At 61.5% G+C, this 18,904-nt stretch carries 19 protein-coding genes and 1 tRNA gene; 18 read left to right on the top strand and 2 right to left on the bottom strand.

The window, feature by feature from the left end; genetic code table 11:
- Positions 1 to 203: 203 nt before the first annotated feature.
- From dnaG to GTO89_RS01895, 7 genes are all read left to right on the top strand, one after another.
- Positions 204 to 2,174 carry a DNA primase gene (gene dnaG, locus GTO89_RS01865; RefSeq protein ID WP_161260346.1) on the top strand — a complete coding sequence of 657 codons (1,971 nt, stop codon included), beginning with the start codon at positions 204 to 206 and terminating at the stop codon, positions 2,172 to 2,174.
- A complete protein-coding gene (gene rpoD, locus GTO89_RS01870; RefSeq protein ID WP_161260347.1) occupies positions 2,171 to 3,286 on the top strand; it encodes an RNA polymerase sigma factor RpoD in 1,116 nt (371 codons plus the stop codon). The genes dnaG and rpoD overlap by 4 nt, the downstream gene beginning before the upstream one ends.
- Before the next feature lie 143 nt (positions 3,287 to 3,429).
- Positions 3,430 to 3,504, top strand: a tRNA-Ile gene (locus GTO89_RS01875).
- Between the two features lie 94 nt (positions 3,505 to 3,598).
- A complete protein-coding gene (locus GTO89_RS01880) occupies positions 3,599 to 4,426 on the top strand; it encodes a tRNA (adenine(22)-N(1))-methyltransferase (protein WP_161260348.1) in 828 nt (275 codons plus the stop codon).
- A complete protein-coding gene (locus GTO89_RS01885) occupies positions 4,402 to 5,523 on the top strand; it encodes a Nif3-like dinuclear metal center hexameric protein (protein ID WP_161260349.1) in 1,122 nt (373 codons plus the stop codon). The genes GTO89_RS01880 and GTO89_RS01885 overlap by 25 nt, the downstream gene beginning before the upstream one ends.
- Before the next feature lie 37 nt (positions 5,524 to 5,560).
- Positions 5,561 to 6,172, top strand: coding sequence for a metallophosphoesterase family protein (locus tag GTO89_RS01890; protein ID WP_161260350.1), 612 nt, complete (start codon positions 5,561 to 5,563; stop codon positions 6,170 to 6,172).
- A gap of 14 nt (positions 6,173 to 6,186) precedes the next feature.
- Positions 6,187 to 6,870, top strand: coding sequence for a DUF1405 domain-containing protein (locus tag GTO89_RS01895; RefSeq protein ID WP_161260351.1), 684 nt, complete (start codon positions 6,187 to 6,189; stop codon positions 6,868 to 6,870).
- On the opposite strand, the gene GTO89_RS01900 is transcribed toward GTO89_RS01895, so the two are convergent.
- Complete coding sequence (locus GTO89_RS01900) at positions 6,756 to 7,520, bottom strand: TVP38/TMEM64 family protein (protein WP_161260352.1); 765 nt, start codon at positions 7,518 to 7,520, stop codon at positions 6,756 to 6,758. The genes GTO89_RS01895 and GTO89_RS01900 overlap by 115 nt on opposite strands.
- Positions 7,521 to 7,609: 89 nt before the next feature.
- Positions 7,610 to 7,789, bottom strand: a complete 180-nt coding sequence (locus tag GTO89_RS01905; protein ID WP_161260353.1) for a small, acid-soluble spore protein, alpha/beta type — start codon at positions 7,787 to 7,789, stop codon at positions 7,610 to 7,612.
- Positions 7,790 to 7,923: 134 nt separating this feature from the next.
- Here GTO89_RS01905 and mobA point away from each other — a divergent pair, with 134 nt between their 5' ends.
- From mobA to GTO89_RS01960, 11 genes are all read left to right on the top strand, one after another.
- Positions 7,924 to 8,547 (top strand): molybdenum cofactor guanylyltransferase, encoded by a 624-nt coding sequence (mobA, locus tag GTO89_RS01910; RefSeq protein ID WP_161260354.1) that lies wholly within the window; start codon positions 7,924 to 7,926, stop codon positions 8,545 to 8,547.
- Positions 8,548 to 8,652: 105 nt separating this feature from the next.
- A complete protein-coding gene (gene fdhD, locus GTO89_RS01915) occupies positions 8,653 to 9,594 on the top strand; it encodes a formate dehydrogenase accessory sulfurtransferase FdhD (RefSeq protein ID WP_328793843.1) in 942 nt (313 codons plus the stop codon).
- A gap of 115 nt (positions 9,595 to 9,709) precedes the next feature.
- Positions 9,710 to 10,981: a molybdopterin molybdotransferase MoeA gene (locus GTO89_RS01920; RefSeq protein WP_161260355.1), complete on the top strand. Its 1,272-nt coding sequence runs from the start codon at positions 9,710 to 9,712 to the stop codon at positions 10,979 to 10,981.
- Positions 10,982 to 11,012: 31 nt separating this feature from the next.
- On the top strand, positions 11,013 to 11,507 hold the full coding sequence (mobB, locus tag GTO89_RS01925) for a molybdopterin-guanine dinucleotide biosynthesis protein B (RefSeq protein ID WP_161260356.1): 495 nt from the start codon (positions 11,013 to 11,015) through the stop codon (positions 11,505 to 11,507).
- A 413-nt stretch (positions 11,508 to 11,920) separates the two neighbouring features.
- Positions 11,921 to 12,493: a 4Fe-4S dicluster domain-containing protein gene (locus tag GTO89_RS01930; RefSeq protein WP_161260357.1), complete on the top strand. Its 573-nt coding sequence runs from the start codon at positions 11,921 to 11,923 to the stop codon at positions 12,491 to 12,493.
- Positions 12,490 to 13,371: a CoB--CoM heterodisulfide reductase iron-sulfur subunit B family protein gene (locus GTO89_RS17750; RefSeq protein WP_161260358.1), complete on the top strand. Its 882-nt coding sequence runs from the start codon at positions 12,490 to 12,492 to the stop codon at positions 13,369 to 13,371. The genes GTO89_RS01930 and GTO89_RS17750 overlap by 4 nt, the downstream gene beginning before the upstream one ends.
- Before the next feature lie 13 nt (positions 13,372 to 13,384).
- Positions 13,385 to 15,367: a 4Fe-4S binding protein gene (locus GTO89_RS01940; RefSeq protein ID WP_161260359.1), complete on the top strand. Its 1,983-nt coding sequence runs from the start codon at positions 13,385 to 13,387 to the stop codon at positions 15,365 to 15,367.
- Positions 15,355 to 15,819, top strand: coding sequence for a hydrogenase iron-sulfur subunit (locus GTO89_RS01945; protein WP_161260360.1), 465 nt, complete (start codon positions 15,355 to 15,357; stop codon positions 15,817 to 15,819). The genes GTO89_RS01940 and GTO89_RS01945 overlap by 13 nt, the downstream gene beginning before the upstream one ends.
- Positions 15,816 to 16,811: a 4Fe-4S dicluster domain-containing protein gene (locus GTO89_RS01950; RefSeq protein WP_235920159.1), complete on the top strand. Its 996-nt coding sequence runs from the start codon at positions 15,816 to 15,818 to the stop codon at positions 16,809 to 16,811. Before GTO89_RS01945 ends, GTO89_RS01950 begins: the two co-directional genes overlap by 4 nt.
- 56 nt (positions 16,812 to 16,867) lie before the next feature.
- On the top strand, positions 16,868 to 17,878 hold the full coding sequence (locus GTO89_RS01955; protein WP_161260361.1) for a 4Fe-4S dicluster domain-containing protein: 1,011 nt from the start codon (positions 16,868 to 16,870) through the stop codon (positions 17,876 to 17,878).
- The gene (locus tag GTO89_RS01960) at positions 17,871 to 18,767 is read left to right on the top strand and encodes an FAD/NAD(P)-binding protein (RefSeq protein WP_161260362.1); all 897 of its coding nucleotides are present in this window, start codon (positions 17,871 to 17,873) and stop codon (positions 18,765 to 18,767) included. Before GTO89_RS01955 ends, GTO89_RS01960 begins: the two co-directional genes overlap by 8 nt.
- Positions 18,768 to 18,904 lie beyond the last annotated feature (137 nt).

Here is an 18,904-nt window from a genome sequence, read left to right on the forward strand (position 1 = left end):
CCCCGAGGGTAGGTATAATATAGAGGATCAGAGCGAAGACATCCAGAAAGGGCAAAAAAGTGTCGGATTTCTGGAGGAAATGTCAACTCCGCCGCGAATAACAAGAAAGGATTTCAGGCTGCCGCAAAAGCAGGAGAATGCCGCAAAGCAGGAGAAGAAGGAATTAAGCGCCAGACGGCGAATGCATGATGGGGTGATGGTTTTTGCGAGATCCCCAAATCGTCGATGAGATTCGCCATCGTTTGGATATTGTCGAAATAGTGGCGGATTATGTGGCGCTGAAACGGCAGGGTGGACGGTATGTCGGGCTCTGCCCCTTTCACTCCGAAAAGACACCGTCTTTTACCGTATCGCGGGATAAGCAATACTTTCATTGCTTCGGTTGCGGTACGGGTGGCGATGTCTTTACCTTTGTCATGCTTCGCGAGAACCTGGCCTTTCCGGAAGCCCTCAAAAAGCTGGCCGACAAGGCCGGCGTCACCCTCCCGGAACAGAAACTGACGCCCACCCAGCAGGCCCAGCGCACCGCCGTTGAACGGGGGAGGGCGCTGCACAAGCGAGCGGCGGAACTGTACTTCCAATGCTTGCGTGACGACGGGAGGGCGCGGACGGCCCGTGAGTACCTGAGCCGGCGCGGTGTGAGTGACAGCGTCGCCGTCGATTTCGCCTTGGGCTATGCGCCGCCTGGCTGGGAGTTTCTTGCCACCCGATTACAGCAAGAAGGATACCTTCCGGAAGAGCTGGAACGGTTCGGTTTGATCGTGCCCCGCCAGGGCGGAGAAGGCCACTATGACCGTTTTCGCAACCGGATCATCTTTCCCATATTCGACGCCCAAGGGCGTCCCGTCGCCTTCGGCGGCCGCGTCTTAGATGACGAGGTCCCCAAGTACCTCAACTCGCCGGAAACGCCCCTCTACAAAAAGGGGCAGCACCTCTACGGCCTGAACAAGGCCGGTCCCGCCATCCGGGAAAAAGGGGTGGCCGTGCTCGTCGAGGGTTACATGGATGTCATCGCCTCTCACCAGCATGGCATCCGCCAGGCCGTTGCCAGCCTCGGCACGGCCATGACGCCCGAGCAGGGCCGCCTGCTCCTCCGCTACGCGCCCCAGGTGCTGATCTGTTATGACAGCGACCGGGCCGGCGTCGAGGCGGCGGTGAAGGCCGGCGAGATCCTGACCGGTCTGGGCGCGCGGATCCACGTGCTGACCCTGCCGGAAGGCAAGGATCCCGACGAGTACCTGCAACGCCACGGAGCGGACAGCTTCTGGCTGGCGGCCGAACAGGCGCCGCCCTTTTTCACCTTTTGCTTTTCCCGCATCGCCGCCGGACAGGACCTGTCGACGGCTGCCGGCAAGGTGACCGTCGTCCGCGAACTGGCCTCCCTGTTGCTGATGATACCCAGCGCGGTGGAGCAGGAGGCCAACATCCAGTGGCTCGCCCGGGAACTGCGGATCTCCGAGGCGGCGGTGATGGAAGAAATCCGGGGACACGCCCGGAATGCCCGCGCGCCGGGGATGAGAAAGGAAAATATTAGACATACTATTTCTGCTTCTGCCCCTGTCCGAATCGCCGGAGGCGCTGAGGCGCCAGCTGGGCCGACGGAGACCGGCGCTGTTGATTCAGCCGGGACGACGGGAGCAGGCGGGACAGAGCAACGACAACATAGCCTAAACCGACAAGAACAGGCCTGGCGATATCTCCTTTACTGGATGATCGGGGACCCGGAACGGGTCCGCTGGGTCTTTGAACGGTTGGGCGAGGAAATCCCCCGCGCCACAGGTCCTCTGGGTGAAATCCTTGCCGCCTTGACGGCCGAGTGCCAGGCAGGCGGCGGAGGCTCCCTGACGGGGCGGGTGGCGGAACGGCTGACCTCCGACAGCGCCAAGGGATACCTGAGCGCGCTGTTGGTGGAGGAGATCCTCTGCCAAGAACCGGTGATAGAAGATTGCATCAACACATTGCGTTACGGATGGTTGACAGAAGAAATCGCCAGCCTGGAGAGCCAGGTGGACGCCTTTTCCCGGAGCGGTGACATGGAGGCGATGCAGCGATTGCTGCCACGCCTGTCGCGATTACAGCAAGCCCGCAGCCGGGCGGCGCGCCGACAGGGCGCCATGCCTTTTGGCGGTCGATTGGATCAACGGCCCTGGTACAAGGGGGGGAACCACGGATGAAGGAAGAGCAGAAAGAAGAACAGGTAGAACAAGTACAAAAAGTAAAAGACCTGATTGCCAAAGGGAAGAAAAAAGGGGTCCTCACCTACCAGGAGATCATGGACGCGCTGCAAGGTGTCGAGATGACGGCAGACCAAGTCGATGATATCTACGAGCAATTGGGCAACATGGGAATCGATGTGGTGCCGGAGAACACCGAGTCGGAATCCTTGGATAAAGCCGAAGAACCAATCATCCGGGAAGAGGAAGAGATTGAAGTCGATCTGTCCGTGCCGGAAGGCGTGGGCATCGATGATCCCGTTCGGATGTACCTCAAGGAGATCGGGCGGGTGCCTCTGCTCTCAGCGGAAGAGGAGATCGATCTGGCCAAGCGGATGGAGGAAGGCGATGAGGCGGCCAAGCGGCGCCTCGCCGAAGCCAACCTGCGGCTGGTCGTATCCATCGCCAAGCGGTATGTGGGCCGGGGCATGCTGTTCCTGGATCTGATCCAGGAAGGCAACCTGGGCTTGATCAAGGCCGTCGAGAAGTTTGATTATCGCAAAGGGTACAAGTTCTCCACCTATGCCACCTGGTGGATCCGGCAGGCCATCACCCGGGCCATCGCCGACCAGGCGCGGACGATTCGCATCCCCGTCCACATGGTGGAGACGATCAACAAGCTGATCCGCGTGTCCCGCCAGCTCCTCCAGGAGTATGGCCGGGAACCGATGCCTGAAGAGATCGCCAAGGAGATGGACATCCCTGTCGAGCGGGTGCGGGAGATCATGAAGATCGCCCAGGAGCCCGTCTCCCTGGAAACGCCCATCGGCGAGGAAGAGGATTCTCACCTGGGCGATTTCATCGAAGATCAGGACGCCCCGGCGCCGGCGGAGGCCGCCTCCTTCATCCTGCTCAAGGAGCAGTTGGAAGAGGTGCTGGAAACGCTGACGGCGCGGGAGATGAAGGTCCTTCGCCTGCGCTTCGGACTGGACGACGGCCGCTCCCGCACCCTTGAAGAGGTGGGGCAGGAGTTCGGCGTCACCCGCGAACGGATCCGCCAGATCGAGGCCAAGGCGCTGCGCAAGCTCCGCCATCCCAGCCGGAGCAAGAAGCTGAAAGATTATCTGGATTAACCGGTCCCCGGTTGCACGGTTGGTCCGGAGTCGAAACGATTGCCGGCGCAGCTGGTTGAAAAAGGATTATTGACGGAACGTCGATGGTCATGTATAATCGAATAGACGCTTTTAATGGCATCCTCGCTTCGGGGATGTCGAACGGGCCTATAGCTCAGCGGTAGAGCGGCCGGCTCATAACCGGTTGGTCCCAGGTTCGATCCCTGGTGGGCCCACCACATACGCATCTTCGCCCGTTTGCCTGACCGGCAGACGGGCTTTGTTGTTGTTTTCGGTCGCTCGCACAAATCGACATGTGAAGGATGGATTCTGTTGGAACTGAGCCCGCGACTGCAACGGTTGGCGGCGGCGGCGCCGCCCGGCCTGCCGATCGCCGATATCGGCACCGATCACGCCTATATCCCCGTCCACCTGGTCAAAACCGGCCGCATCCCCTCGGCCGTGGGCGTTGAGGTCCATCCCGGCCCACTGGAGGCGGCGCGGCAGCATGTGGCCGCCTATGGCGTCAAAGACAAGATCGACATCCGCGCCGGCGACGGACTGGCGCCGCTGCAACCGGGCGAGGTCGGCGCCATCGTCATCGCCGGCATGGGCGGCGGCACCATCCAGACGATCCTGACCGAGGGGGACGCCGCTGGCAAACTGGCCGGAGTAAGCCGGCTCATCCTCCAACCCCTCGAAGGCGCCGGGGAACTGCGGCGCTGGCTCCATCACCGGGGATGGCGGATCGTCGAGGAGGATCTGGTGGCCGAAGGGGCCCGGATCTATGAGGTGATCATCCTTGAACCGTCCGGCGCGGATGGTTCGATCCGAGAGCATGCGGAGCATGTGGCGACAGAACATAAGCTGGCAATGATCGGCGATCCCCTTATGGAGATGGTGAAGATCCGGGAGGATGTATTCGGTTCTGAAACCGGGGAAACTTCGGAAGAACTGTTTTGGGATCTCGGACCGCTCCTGCTAGCCCAGCGGCATTGGCTGTTGAGCCCAGTCGTGGAGAAACGGATCGAGCGGGAGCGCCGGGCGCTGGCAGGCATCGGCCAGGCGCGGCAACCGGATGAGGCAAAGATGGTGAAAATCAAATCCCGCCTAGCGGCGTTGGAGAGGGTGAGGGCATGGCTGTCGCCTGTGCGCGCGTAATCGAATGGATCGAAGGGCTGGCGCCGAAAAGGCTGGCCGAAGACTGGGACAATGTGGGCCTACAAGTGGGTGATCCGGCTCATCCCGTCGAAAAGATCTATGTAGCCCTTGATGTGGATGAAAGAGTGGTCCAGTCGGCGGCGGAACAGGGCTGCCAGATGATCGTCTCCCACCATCCCCTCTTTTTTAAACCCATGAAAACGATCCGCTATGACCAGCCCCAGGGGCGGCTGATCCGGGCCATCGTCAAGGCCAACCTCCAGGTCTATTCGGCCCACACCAACCTGGATTCCGCCCGGGGGGGCGTCAACGACATCCTGGCGCAACGCCTCGGTCTTGAGGCGATTGAACCGCTTTTCGACGACAAGCAGGAGGAACTGGTCAAGATCGTCGTCTTCGTCCCTGCCAACCATGAGGCGGTTGTCCGCCGGGCCATGGGCGACGCCGGCGCCGGACATATCGGCAACTACTCCCACTGCGCCTTTGGCAGCGCCGGGCGAGGAACCTTTTTGCCCTTGGCGGGGACGACGCCCTTCATCGGCGTTCAAGGGGTTTTGGAAGAGGTGGAAGAGGTTCGCCTGGAGACGATCGTCTCCCAAAAGGGGTTGAACCGGGTGCTGAAGGCGATGTTGAAGGCCCATCCCTATGAAGAGGCGGCCTATGACCTCTATCCGCTGTTGAACAGGGGAGACAAGACGGGCCTGGGACGCGTCGGCCGCTTGCCTGCGCCGGAGCCCCTGGAAGCGGTGGCGGAACGGATCAAAACGAAGCTCCATGTGGCCCGTGTCCGCTGGACTGGCGCTGACAAGGGACGGATGGTCGAGAAGATCGCTGTCTGCGGCGGATCGGGCGCATCGGCGATCGCTCGCGCCCAGTTTAAAGGCGCCCAGGTGCTCGTCACCGGTGATATCAAATACCATGAGGCCCAGACGGCGGAATTGCTGGGCATCGATCTCATCGACGCCGGTCATTTTGCCACAGAGCGGCCGGTCTTGGAGGCCCTGGCGGCCTATCTGGAAGAGCGGGCCGCCAAAGAGAAGACAACGGTCCAGGTGATCGTCCATCCACAGAGCCAGGACCCTTTTACCGACCTATAGTCGCGTAGAAAGGGGAAACCGGGAAGGAGAGTGGGGCATGCGATACGGAATTCTCGCCGATGTCCATGGAAAACCGGAGGCCTTGCACAAGGCGCTGCGGCTGCTGCATGGTGTGGACCGCATCCTGTTTCTTGGCGATGTTCCGGGGTACCGTGATACGGAGGGTCTGCCTGAGTGTTTGCAAGCCTTGGCTGATGAAGGCGCTTTGGGCGTGCGGGGAAACTGTGACGCCTATGTGCTCAGCCACCGTCGCCCGCCGGAGATCGCGCCGGCGCTCTGGGATTATTACGCAGACTGGCCCGAGTCGATCAAGGAAGAGGGTCTGCTTTTTGTCCACGGCGGACCGCGCGATCCGATCCATGAACGGGTGGATGGGGAGCATGCGGCTTGGGCTGATTTTTGCATCTTTGACTTTGACATCTGTTTTCACGGCCATGAGCACCGCGTCACCGCTTTCGCCTACAGCGACGACGGCGATGTGGCGACGGTGGCGCTGCCGGAAAGCGGATTCTACACCCTGGAGGCGAATCGCCGCTACATCATCGGCGTCGGCTCTGTGGGCAAGCCGAAGGATGACTGCCGGGGCAGCGTCATCCTCTTTGACCAAGGGAAACGGCTGCTCCGGGTGGAGCGTTTTTCAATCGAGTAGGGGGAAAGACGAACGTGAACATCAATCGAAGCAACTGGCAGGATCATCCCCTCGTTGCCTGGCTGTTTTCCTCGACAGGGATGACGGCGCTGGCGGTCATCAACCTTTTGGGGACCCTCTACGGCTTTTGGTGGTATCGCATGCAACTGGCCGAGACGGAGGCTCATCTGTGGCCGCTGGTGCCGGACAGCCCCTTGGCGTCAGGGGATTTTACCCTGGTGCTGGCGCTGCTGCTGCTGGGGATCCGCTGGCCCTGGCTGGAGTGCCTCGCGCCGGTCGTCTTGGTCAAATACGGCCTGTGGGCGGTGATCATCAACATTGACGCGGCCCTGATGGCTGGAGCGACTTTTGAGAACTGGATGCTCGGCCTTTCTCACCTGGGCATGGCCCTCCAGGCGCTGCTGTTCTGGCCGCGCCTCCGCTACTCGAGGCGCATCTGGGCCGCCGTGGCGGTCTGGGTCTTATTCAACGACTTCGCCGATTACCGGTGGGACATCTACCCCTATCTCTTTGACCCGAGCCAGTACAATCTGGCCCTCGTGAGCGCGCTGTTGCTTTCGGCGCTTTCCATCGGTCTGGGCGGCTATTTCGCTTCGTCCTTTTCCGGCATCGGATTGGCCGAGCCGTCCTTGCGGGTCAACCAGTTGCCCAAAAGCGGTGTGAGCAGCACCAGCGCCAAGATCCAGAGCCCGAAGTAAAGGGCGTACTGGAGCGGCGTCAGGGACCGGTGGCCCAAAAAGGAGTAAAAGAGGATCGCCGGTGTCTGGCCGATGGCCGTGCCCCAGGTGAACTCCCACCAGCCTGTGCGGGTGAGGCCGAAGGCATAGGACGTAAAATCGAAAGGCATGAAGGGCATCACCCGTGAGAAGAGGACGGCGGCCCGGCCGTACTCATACAGGTAGTCGTCGATGCGGGACAGGAAGCCCTCGCGGACAAACTGCGACACAAAGGGACGCCCCAACCAGCGCGCCAATCCGAAGCAGAGCAGCGCCGACGCGAGGGAACTCAGCCAGGACAGAACCATGCCGATGGGACCGCCGTAGAGGGCGGCGTTGAGGAGAAAGAGGATCACCGAGGGGATCGGCGAGATAAAGGCTTGCAGCAGCATCAAGAAAAAGGAGACCAGCGGCGCGGCCAGGCCGAAGGAAAGCATGTGGTTCCGCAAGGCCGGCAGATCGGCCTCCACGAGGAGCCGCACAGCCACCACCAGCTTGTGGCGCAGGTGGGGAGCGGACAGGAGAAAAAGCGAAAAGACGATCGGCACAAGCCAACTCAGGTGCTGCCGTACGCTTTTGATGATGTCTTGGCTCTTTTTCTGGACGAGCTTCGCTGTTTCCGTGTATCTCATCGGACAATCCAATCCTTAATCGTTGTTATCAGCGGCAAGGCAAAAGCCAGAGTGGAAAACGTTGTTCCACCCTGGCCGGCGCATGACCGTCAAGCATCAGGAGCCGCCACAGAGCGTTCGGCCCGTTCGATCGCGGCGCGAACGAGGCTTCCGGCGTTTCGGGTGGTGACACCGCCCCAGCCTTCCCGTTCAACCACATCGGCGAAGCCGAGTTCCCGGGCGAGTTCGTATTTGAGCTGTTCTGACATGACAGGTCTACGACGCGCCATAGGCCGCCTCCCTTCCTGTATGTCATGCGCCGGATCTAGTTTTCGGCGCTGGCGACGGCTTTATCCCCTTTTTATGAAGGGAGACTTCGGGGCAGCAGGCCTTCATAAGGGGATGCGATAAAGGAGGCGAGTCTATGGATGGAGCGGCCATCATTTTATCGGGAGGACGCAATTCCCGGATGGGCCGCAACAAGGCCTTTGTCAATGTGAACGGAAAAGCCATCATTGCGCAGATCATCGAGACACTGAGGCCGGTGGCGGCGGAGATCATCGTGGTCACCAACTGCCCCGACGAGTACCGCCATCTGGGTGTCTCATTGACAGGGGACATCATCGCCAACCAGGGGCCCTTAAGCGGCATCCATGCCGGGTTGAGCGCCTCCAACCACCGGAATAACCTCGTCGTCGCCTGTGACATGCCTTTTGTCGAGGCGCCGCTGGCCCAGGCGCTCCTCGAATTGGCCCCCGGCTACGATGTGGTCGTCCCGCAATGGCGCGACTACCTGCAACCCCTCTTTGCCGTCTACGCCAAGACATGCATTGCACCGATCGAGGCGTGTCTCCGTGGGGATATCCGTAAGATCATCGCCTTCTATCCCCAGGTTCGCGTCCGGTACGCCGGTGAACCCCTTCTACGCCAATGGGGCGATCCGGAGCGGATCTTCTTCAATGTCAACACGCCCGCTGATTTGGCGGCGGCAAGCGCGATGGACAGCCCCAAAGCCGCTGAAGGGACAGACCGTTGCGACCTGGCATAGGCGCATGGGTTACGCGGTGAGATACAGGAACCTGGAATAGAGAAGGGAAAGATGGAATCGCCTCGAAAGATCATGTGAGGATAAGCGCGTAAAGGAGGTGCAGCAGTGAAAAAGGATTCGGAGCAGGGGGGCTTTTCCACACCGGTTCCGGCAGAAGCCGCCGCCTTTGCCGATCGACGGGTCGAGCGGGTGATGGCCCTGCGCATCACCGCTTCGGAGCGAACAACCTCGGGCATTGCCGATTTTGGCGAGAGCGGCCAGGAGCAAAAGGGACAACCGCAGGAAGCAGCGGAGCGAGAATGGAACTGCGAACAGGCGGAACGGGAAGAAATGCTTGTCCGCGAGTGGCCTCTCACCCTGTATTTGAACGGGGAGGAACTGGTCACCTTGCTGGCCAGTCCGGAACATATCGAGGACCTGGCCGTCGGTTTCCTGACTGCCGAAGGTTTTCTCCAGCGGCCGGGACAAGTCAAAAGCCTGCGGGGAGACTACGAGAACGGGCAGGTTTTCGTGGAAGCGGACACGGCCCTGTCGGCGGGCAACACCTTTATGAGGCGCTACATCACGACGGGCTGCGGCAAAGGCGTCACCTTCTACGATGTGACCGATGCCCGCCACGCCCGCAACCTCGACGGGGTCGGGAAGGCCATCGCCGCAGACCAACTCCTGGCCCGCATGGCGGACATGCAAAGCCGCTCCGGCCTCTACCGCGAGACGGGCGGTGTCCATTCGGCCGCCCTCTGTGAGAGCGACGGTCTCCTGCTCTACCGGGAGGACATCGGCCGCCACAACGCCGCCGACAAAATCGCTGGCGCTTGCTTTCGCGACAACATTGCTACAGCGGACACGTTCTTTCTCACATCGGGCCGGATCTCTTCGGAAATCCTGTTGAAGGTGGCCAAAATGGGCATCCCCCTGATCGCTTCTCGTTCGGCCCCGACAGACCTGGCCGTCCAACTGGGTGAACAACTGGGAATGACTGTTGTCGGATTTGTGCGGGGAAAGCGGATGAACGTCTACAGCCACCCCTGGCGCATCGCCCGGTGAGGGGCTCTTGAGCCGCTTCGAGGCGTAACCCGTCAACGGCAATTCTCCGAGGCAGTTGGGGAGCCTGTCGAGAGAAGGAATGCGGAAGGGATCAACCGGGAAGGAGAGGTGCGCCGTGAACGAGGAGGAAGCGCGCAAATCTGGTCGCTACGGCCAGGTGCTCATCGCGCTGGAAGAGGCGCGGGAACTGCTTCTGGCAAAGACAGCGCCGTTGCCGGCCGAAGCCGTTCGTCTCATCGATGCCATGGACCGGACGATCGCCGAACCGATTAGGGCGGAAAGACCGCTTCCCCTTTTTGACCGGTCGGCTTTGGACGGATATGCTGTCGCTTCTCGCGATTTGAGGGAGGCCACACAGGATCAACCCGTTCACCTGTTCGTGCAGGAGGAGGTTCCCGCCGGCCACCAAGCCAAGCAGCCCCTCGCCACCGGAAGGACGATCAAGGTGATGACCGGCGCTCCGCTTCCCGAGGGCGCCGACGCAGTCGTCGGCCATGAGTTCACCACTTCCGGATCGTTGAAGGACGCCGTTTTTTTCCGAAGCCCTGTTGTCCCAGGGCAAGGCGTAGCGCCAAAAGGTGAAGAGTATGGCGCCGGCGAGCTGGCGATCCCGGCAGGGGCGGTGATTGGCGCGGCGGAGTCGGCGCTGCTGGCGGCGCTGAGGCGCGACCCGGTCCGGGTGCGCCGGAGGCCGCGCATCGGTCTCTTCGGCACCGGCGATGAGCTCTGGGAAGGCGATGGAACGCCGCCCCCTGGCAAGATCCGGCCCACCAACGTCTATGCATTGGCGGCGTTGGTGCGACAGGCCGGCGGGGAACCGGTGCTGCTCGGAACGGCCGCCGACCGGCGGGAGGCGGTGGCTGACGTCTTTCGCGCCGGCTTGGAGGCCGGGCTCGATCTGGTCATCTCCACCGGCGGCGTTTCTGCCGGCGATTATGACGTCGTCAAGGATGCCCTCTATGGGATGGACGCCGAGATGCTCTTTTGGAAAGTGGCCCTGCGGCCCGGCGCGCCGGCCGTCGCCGCCCGTTGGGAAAAAGGGCTCCTCATCGGTTTGTCGGGCAACCCGGCAGGGGCGGTCATCCTCTTTATCCTGCTGGTGGCGCCGGTCATCGCCTCCCTGTCCGGCCGGTCCTGGTCCTTGCCACGCTCAACGGCCCGCTTGGCGGCCCCCTTCGCCAAGCGCAAAGGGCTGCGCGGCTTTTTATGGGGGAAGGCGGAAGAGCGGGAGGGGCGGCTCTGGGTAAGACTGCTCGACAATCAGAAGTGTGGCGGCATGCGCTCTTTTTTGGAGAGCAACTGCCTGGTCGAGGTTCCCGCCGGCGCCCATGACTGGCCTGCTGGCCGGGAGACATCCGTCCTCTGGCTGCCCAAGGGACGCTTTTGACGAGCTACATAACAAAAAGGGGAGAACGTTGATGCAGACCATCCCGGTGTTGTCCATCGTCGGCACATCCGATTCAGGCAAGACGACGCTCCTGGAAAAATTGCTGCCCGAACTCAAACGGCGCGGCTACCGGGTGGCGACGATCAAGCACGACGTCCACGGCTTTGACATCGACAAGCCGGGCAAGGACACCTGGCGCCACGCCCAAGCCGGCGCTGACGTGGTCGTCATCGCCGCGCCCGATAAGGTCGCCATGATCGAAAAGACACAGGGGGAACTGTCCCTCGATGAGGTGATCGGCCGCATCGCCGGCGTGGACCTTATCCTCACCGAGGGCTACAAGCGCGGTAACAAACGCAAAATCGAAGTCTACCGCGCCTGCATGGAGCGGGAACTCCTCTGCCGCCCCGAGGAATTGGTGGCCATCGCCTCAGACACCCCCTTCGACATGGGCGTTCCCTGCCTGGATATCAATGATGCCGTTGGCTTGGTGGATATCATCGAAGCGACGTTTTTCAAAAAGTAGCCCGAGCGTGTGCAAAAAGGCCTGACTTCCGATCGCGGGAGCCGGGCCTTTTTTGGCTGTTGAGGCCTTCTCCGTCAACACATCAAGAACAGTGAGCAAGGCTGCTGGAAACAAAAAGAAACCAAAAAGAGTAATCAATGTTCTTGTTTCTACTATTGAGATGTTATAAAATGAGACCACAAGTCAACCCCGTTGCCGTCTCATGGCATGGCGCTAAAGTGAAAATGAATACTTTCAGATTAGAGGGAAAACTGCCCCGTACATCGAATCAACGATCAAACAAGTGACAGCACTGAAGTATCACCTTGTCAAGGGCTTCGGTTCCAGCAACTCGCCTGTATTATGTATACAACGCGAGTCTGCCTGGTTTTTTTTATGTGGCGTTATTCTTCAAACCGACGGGAGGTCGTTTTATGGGACCGGTCCAACTCTCCACGACGGTGGTGTCCAGCCAAAGCTTCCGTGCACGCTTGAAGGAGGACTATAGCGCGGACATCTCCCTTTGCTACCAGTGCGGCAAGTGTTCCGCAGGATGCCCGGCGGCATTCGCCATGGAGCACACGGTCCGCCAGATCATCCGGATGGTCCAGGCTGGCCTCATCACAGAAGCGCTTCGCAGCTCCAGCATCTGGGCCTGTGCCGGCTGTGAGACCTGCTCCAGCCGCTGCCCGCGCCAGGTCGATCCGGCCAAAGTGATGGAGGCTTTGCGCATCGAAGCAAAAAAACAGGGCCTTGTCACCGATCGGGAGGCCGACCTGTTCCATGACCTGTTCCTGCAATCGGTCCAGAGCAACGGCCGCCTGCACGAGGTGGGGCTTATGGCTCGCTTCAACATCCTCTCGGGCCAACTCTTCAAGGACGCCGAGCATGCGCCCGGACTGCTCAGCCAAGGCAAGCTGAGCATCCTGCCCCATAAAATTCAGAACCCGGACGCGGTGGCCCGCATCTTCGCCAATGTCAAGAAGAAGCGAGGTGGCAACAAGTGAGATACGGACTCTACCCCGGCTGCTCGGCCAGCGGCACCGGCATCGAATACGGGATGTCGACAAAAGCCGTCGCCCGCCGCCTCGGCATCGAACTCGTGGAAATCCCCGACTGGAACTGCTGTGGCGCCTCGTCGGCCCACAACCGCGATCACCTGCTCAGCATCGCCCTGCCGGCGCGCAACCTCGCCCTGGCGGAGCAAGCGGGGCTGACCGATATCGCCATCCCTTGCGCCGCTTGCTACCAGCGGATGAAAGCCTCTGAACGAGCTGTCGCCGACGCTGCCGAGCGCCGCGACGTGGCCGAAGTCATCGAGATGGACATCAAGGGCACCGCCAAAGCCCGGTCGCTCCTGGAGGTCTTCGCCAACGACCTGGAGCCCGAGACGATCCAGAAGTCCGTCGTCAAGCCGCTGAAGGGCCTGAAAGTCGCCTGCTACTACGGTTGCCTGCTGGTGAAGCCCGCCGAACTGGCCATCGACAGCCCGGAAAACCCGATGATGATGGACCGCCTGATCGCCAACCTGGGCGCCACCCCTGTCGACTGGGCCTACAAGACGGAGTGCTGCGGCGGCAGCCTTGCCATCACCCGAGCGCACGCGGCGGTGGGCATGACGGCCCAAGTGCTCAAATACGCCAAACTGGCCGGCGCCGACTGCATCGCCACGCCCTGCCCGCTCTGCACCTCCAACCTGGATATGCGCCAGAAAGAGGCGGAGAAGGTCCTCGGCATGGAACTCGGCCTGCCGATCTACTATTTTACGGAACTGATGGGCGCGGCCTTCGGCCTGCCTGCGGAAGAACTGGGCATCAACCGCCACTTCACAGAGGCGACGGCCCTGATCAAAAAACCGGTCGCCCCGGCCCCGGCGGAGCGGTGAGGAGGGAAACGGCGTGAAACGAATCGGGGTTTTCGTCTGTCATTGCGGCACCAACATCGCCAACACGGTCGACTGCGCCAACGTCGCTGAAGTGGCCAAAGACTTTCCCGGCGTCGTCTACTCCTGCGACTACAAGTATATGTGCTCCGAACCGGGCCAGGTGATGATCCAGGAGGCCATCCGCGAACACAACCTGGACGGCTACGTCGTCGCCGCCTGCTCCCCGCGCATGCACGAGCCGACCTTCCGCAAGTGCGCCGAGCGGGCCGGCATGAACCCGTATATGGTGGAACAGGTCAACATCCGGGAGCAGTGCTCCTGGGTCCACGCCGACAAGACCAAGGGTACCGGCAAGTCCATCGACATCACCCGCATGGGCGTCGCCAAGGTGGCCCAAAACGAGCCCCTCTTTTCGACGACCATCCCGGTGACCAAGCGGGCCCTCGTCATCGGCGCCGGCATCGCCGGCATCCAGGCAGCCATCGACATCGCCGACGCCGGCTACCCGGTGACCCTCTTGGACCGGGAGCACTCCATGGGCGGCAAGATGGCCCAGGTCGACAAGACCTTCCCGACCCTCGACTGCTCGGCCTGCATCCTGACGCCGAAGATGGTCGAGGCGGCCCAGCACCCGAACATCGAGATCGTCACCTACGCCGAGGTGGAGGCCGTCGACGGCTTCGTCGGCAACTTCGATGTGACCATCCGCAAGAAGGCCCGCTATGTGGACGTCAACAAGTGCACCGGCTGCGGCCTCTGCTCGGAGAAGTGCCCGAAAAAGGTCGCCTCCGAGTTTGAGATGAACCTGGGCACCCGCAAGGCCATTTATGTGCCCTTCCCCCAGGCGGTGCCGAACAAGCCCGTCATCGACGCGAAAAACTGCCGCTTCCTCTTAGATGGCAAGTGCGGCGTCTGCAAAAAAGTCTGCCCCACCGGCGCTGTCGACTATGAGCAAAAAGACGAGGTCATCGTCGAGCGTTTCGGCTCCATCGTCGTCGCCACCGGTTTTGAACAGTTCGATATCTCCAAGTATGAAGAGTACGGCGCCGGCCGCATCCCTGACGTGATCACGGGCCTGCACCTGGAGCGCCTGATGAACGCCTCCGGACCGACCATGGGCAAGATCAAGCGCCCATCGGACGGCAAAGTCCCCGAGAAGATCGTCTTCATCAAGTGTGTCGGCTCCCGCGACGAGGCGAAGGGCCGCCCCTACTGCTCCCGGGCCTGCTGCATGTACGTGGCCAAGCACGCCACGCTGATCAAAGAGAAGATCCCTACGTCGAAGTCTTACATCTTCTATATGGATGTGCGCACTGCCGGCAAGAACTACGAAGAGTTCTACGCTCGCACCCAGAACGAGTATGACGCCCAGTACATCCGGGGCCGCGTCTCGAAGATCTTCCAGGTGGGCGACAAGCTGATCGTGCGCGGCGAAGACTCCCTGCTCGGCCGCCCCGTCGAAATCGAGGCCGACCTGGTCGTCCTGGCCGCTGGCATGGACCCGCAGCAGGATGCCAAAGACCTGGCCCGCACCCTCGGCATCTCCTACGACCAGCACGGCTGGTTCACGGAAGCCCATCCCAAGCTCCGCCCGGTCGAGACCCACACGGCCGGCATCTTCCTGGCCGGCGCTTGCCAGGGACCGAAAGACATCCCCGACTCGGTCGCCCAAGCCTCAGCGGCGGCCGTCAAGGCGGCGGGCCTCCTCTCGAAAAAGGAACTGACGGCGGAAGCCCAGACAGCTGGTTGTAACGAAGCCTACTGCTCCGGCTGCGGCCTCTGCGTCGCCATTTGCCCCTACAAGGCGATCGAACTGAAGAGGATCAGCGAGCGTGTCCACGGCGGCACGCGCGAGCGCCAGGTCTCCAGCGTCAACCAGGGCCTCTGCCAGGGTTGCGGCGCTTGCTCCGTCGCCTGCCCCTCCAGCGCCATGAACCTAAAGGGCTTCAGCAATGATCAAATTCTCGCGGAGGTGGATGCCCTGTGTCAGCGGTAGATGAGAAAAAAGTGAACGCGGCGGGGCAACCCGATCCCAATTGGGAGCCTAATATCGTCGGCTTTGCCTGTAACTGGTGCACCTATGCCGGCGCCGACCTGGCTGGCCTTTCGCGGATGCAATACCCCCCGAACGTGAAACTGATCCGGGTCCCCTGCTCGGGCCGGGCCAACCCCCAGTTCGTGCTGCGGGCCTTTCAAAAAGGCGCTGACGGCGTCCTTGTGGCCGGCTGCCATCCCGGCGACTGCCACTACGCCACCGGCAACTACTTTACCCGCCGCCGTTTCCTGCTCTTCCAGCGGCTCCTCGAATTCTCCGGCATCGACCCGCGCCGCTTCCAAGCCCGCTGGATTTCGGGGGCGGAAGCGCCCAAGTTCCGTGACGTGGTCACCCAGATGGCGGAAGAGGTGAAGGCCCTCGGGCCGAACCGGAAGCTGAGGGAGGAGCTATGAGCGACAACATGCGCAACAATGTGCGCGATAACATGGGCCATATGAACAACCAGCTGACCCAGGAGATGCGCGACCTCGCCCGGGAACTGCTCGCCTCCGGCGAAGTGAAGGGCCTCTTCGGCTGGACCAAGGGCAGCCGCTGGTACCTGACCCCGCCGGTCTTCATCACGAAGCCGGAAGAAGCCGACCGGCTCTGTTATGACGAATTCGCCGTCAACAACCTGACGGGCCTGCTCTTGGACTTTCGCGACAGCCAGGACAAGATCGCCGTCTTCGTCAAGGGCTGCGACAGCCGTGGCATCGTCCGCCTCGTCCAGGACAACCAATTGAAGCGCGAAAACATCGTCGTCATCGGCGTCCCCTGCCCAGGCATGGGCGACAAAGGCGCGGTCACCGACCACCGCCAGGCGCAGGAACTGCCCCTCCTGGCCAAGTGCCTCGAATGCCGCTACCCGAACCCGGTCCTGGCCGACCGGACCATCGGCGCGGTGACTGTCACGACGGAGCCCAGCGCAGCGCCGTCCGGCGCGACCGCTGAGGCGGCGAAAGGGCGCGGCGTCGGCAGCAAAGAGGCGGACCGTTTCGCCCAGGTGGAGGCCATCGAAAAAATGAGCCCCGACGAGCGTTACGCCTTCTGGCAAGCCCAAAACAAAAAGTGCATTCGTTGCTACGCCTGCCGCAACATCTGCCCGGCCTGCAACTGCCGCGAGTGCATCTTCGACTCCGATAAAAAGAACTGGGTCAACAAGGCGGCCACGCCAACGGACAACGCCTTTTTCGGCATCACCCGGGCCATGCACGTAGCCGGCCGCTGTGTCGAATGCGGCGAATGCGAGCGCGTCTGCCCCATGGACATCCCGATCATGGCCATGAACCGCAAGCTCATCGGCGACCTGAACGAACTCTTCGGCCCCTATGACGCCGGTGTCAAGGCGGACGAAAAGCCGCCGCTGGGCGCTTTCAAGCTCGATGACCCGGAAGAGTTTATGTAACGATTTTTCGCAGCGATGCGTTCTTCTAAGGTAAACGGAAGGCAGGTGCAGCATTGTTGAAAGCCTTTCCCAAAGACAAACTGACGGCGGTACTGGACACCCTGGCGAAGCAGGCCACCCTCTGGGTCCCCGCGATCGTCGCCGGCGTCTCCCGCTTTGCGCCCTACGGCCCTGGCCGGGAGGTCCAACTCGGCGCCAACACCGTCATGAGCCCCAAGGAAGCCCTCTTTCCGGCGACGGAAAAGATCTATGAATACAGCGCCTACGGCATCGACGGCGAGTTCACGCCCGTCGACCCGTCGGTAGGCCCTCAGATCCTCTTCGGCTTGCGCTCCTGTGACATGCAGGGCATCCTCTGCCTCGACGATGTCTTCCTGACTCGCGGCTATGTGGACGACTACTATGCCAAGAAGCGGGAGGAGGCCACCCTCGTCACCCTGGGCTGCGTTACCCCCGGCCCGGACTGCTTCTGCTACGCCATGGGCGTCAACCCGGCCGAGCACGCAGCCTCGGACGCCCAACTGTTCGACCTGGGCGACGCCTACGGCATCGTGGCCCGGACGGCCAAAGGAGAGGCGCTGGTGAGCGCCCTGGAAACCGCCGGATTGCTCAGTGAATCGGACAAAGCCCCCCTGCCGACGGGCGACTTCGTCCTGAAGGTCGACGCCGAGGGCATCACCGAGAAGCTGCAACACATGTTCGACCATCCCCTCTGGGACGCCTTCAGCCGCAAGTGCCTCAACTGCGGCGCCTGCGCCTATATCTGCCCCACCTGCCACTGCTTCGACATCTCCGACAAGAAGCGTAACGCCCACTGCGGCATCAAGATCAAGTGCTGGGACACCTGCATGTACTCCGAGTACGCCTTGATGGCCGGCGGTCACAACCCGCGCCCCTCGAAAAAGGAGCGCGTCCGCCAGCGCTTCATGCATAAGCTCCGCTACTTCCCCGAACGCTACGGCAAACTCCAATGCACCGGTTGCGGGCGCTGCATCGCCAAATGCCCCGTCAACCTGGAGATCACTGACGTGATCCAGCAGGTGAGGGAGGCGAAGATCGATGGCTGATCCGACGAATCACGCGAACGCCGCGAACCCCCTGCCTGTGGCGACAGTGGACGATGTGAAACGCATCAACCCGCTGGTGCCCATGAAGGCGCGGGTGACCCGGATCATCGAAGAGACATCTGATGTGAAGACCTTCTGCGTCTCCACCATCGGCGAAGACGGCATGCCTGCCGCGCCCTTTCACACCGGACCGGGCCAACTGGCCATGCTCTCCCTGCCCGGCGTCGGGGAGGCCATGTTCTCGGCCACTGACGCACCCGATCACCTGCAAATTTCCATAAAAAAAGTGGGCCTGCTCACGGAGCAACTCCACGAGATCTGCGAAGGCCAGACCGTCGGCATCCGGGGGCCTTACGGCAACGGCTTCGATATGGAAGCGATGAAAGGGAAGAACGTCCTCTTCATCGGCGGCGGCATCGGCCTCGCGCCGGTCCGCTCCGTCGTCCGTTACTGTGTCGACCACCGGGAAGACTATGGCAACCTGCACCTGATCTACGGCGCCCGCACCTATGACGACCTGGTCTTCAAGTATGACCTCTTTGAGACCTGGCCGAAAGTGCCCGACTTCAAGGTCTCCGTCACCGTCGACAGGGGCGATGATAACTGGAAGGGGAACGTGGGCTTCGTCCCCGCCTTCATCGAACAGTTGCACCCGAGTCCGGAGAACACAGTCTGTATCCTTTGTGGACCGCCGATCATGATCAAGTTTACGCTGGGCGTCCTCGACAAGCTGGGCTTCACGCCGGAGAACGTCATCACCACCCTGGAGATGCGCATGAAATGCGGCATCGGGAAGTGCGGACGGTGCAACATCGGGAGTTGCTTTGTTTGTCTCGATGGGCCGGTGTTTAGTTTGGCGCAGTTGAAGCTACTGCCGAATGAGTATTAGATAATATGAATAACTAAGAGGCTGCCTCAACAATGAGGCAGCCTCTTTTGGCTAAATTGAGGGCGCATTTTCGTCTTTTTAGGGAAGATAAATAGAATAAGAAAGGAAATACAAATTAAATGTCGAAGAAAAAACAA

The organism is Heliomicrobium gestii (assembly GCF_009877435.1).
GTDB classification, from domain to species: Bacteria; Bacillota; Desulfitobacteriia; order Heliobacteriales; family Heliobacteriaceae; genus Heliomicrobium; species Heliomicrobium gestii.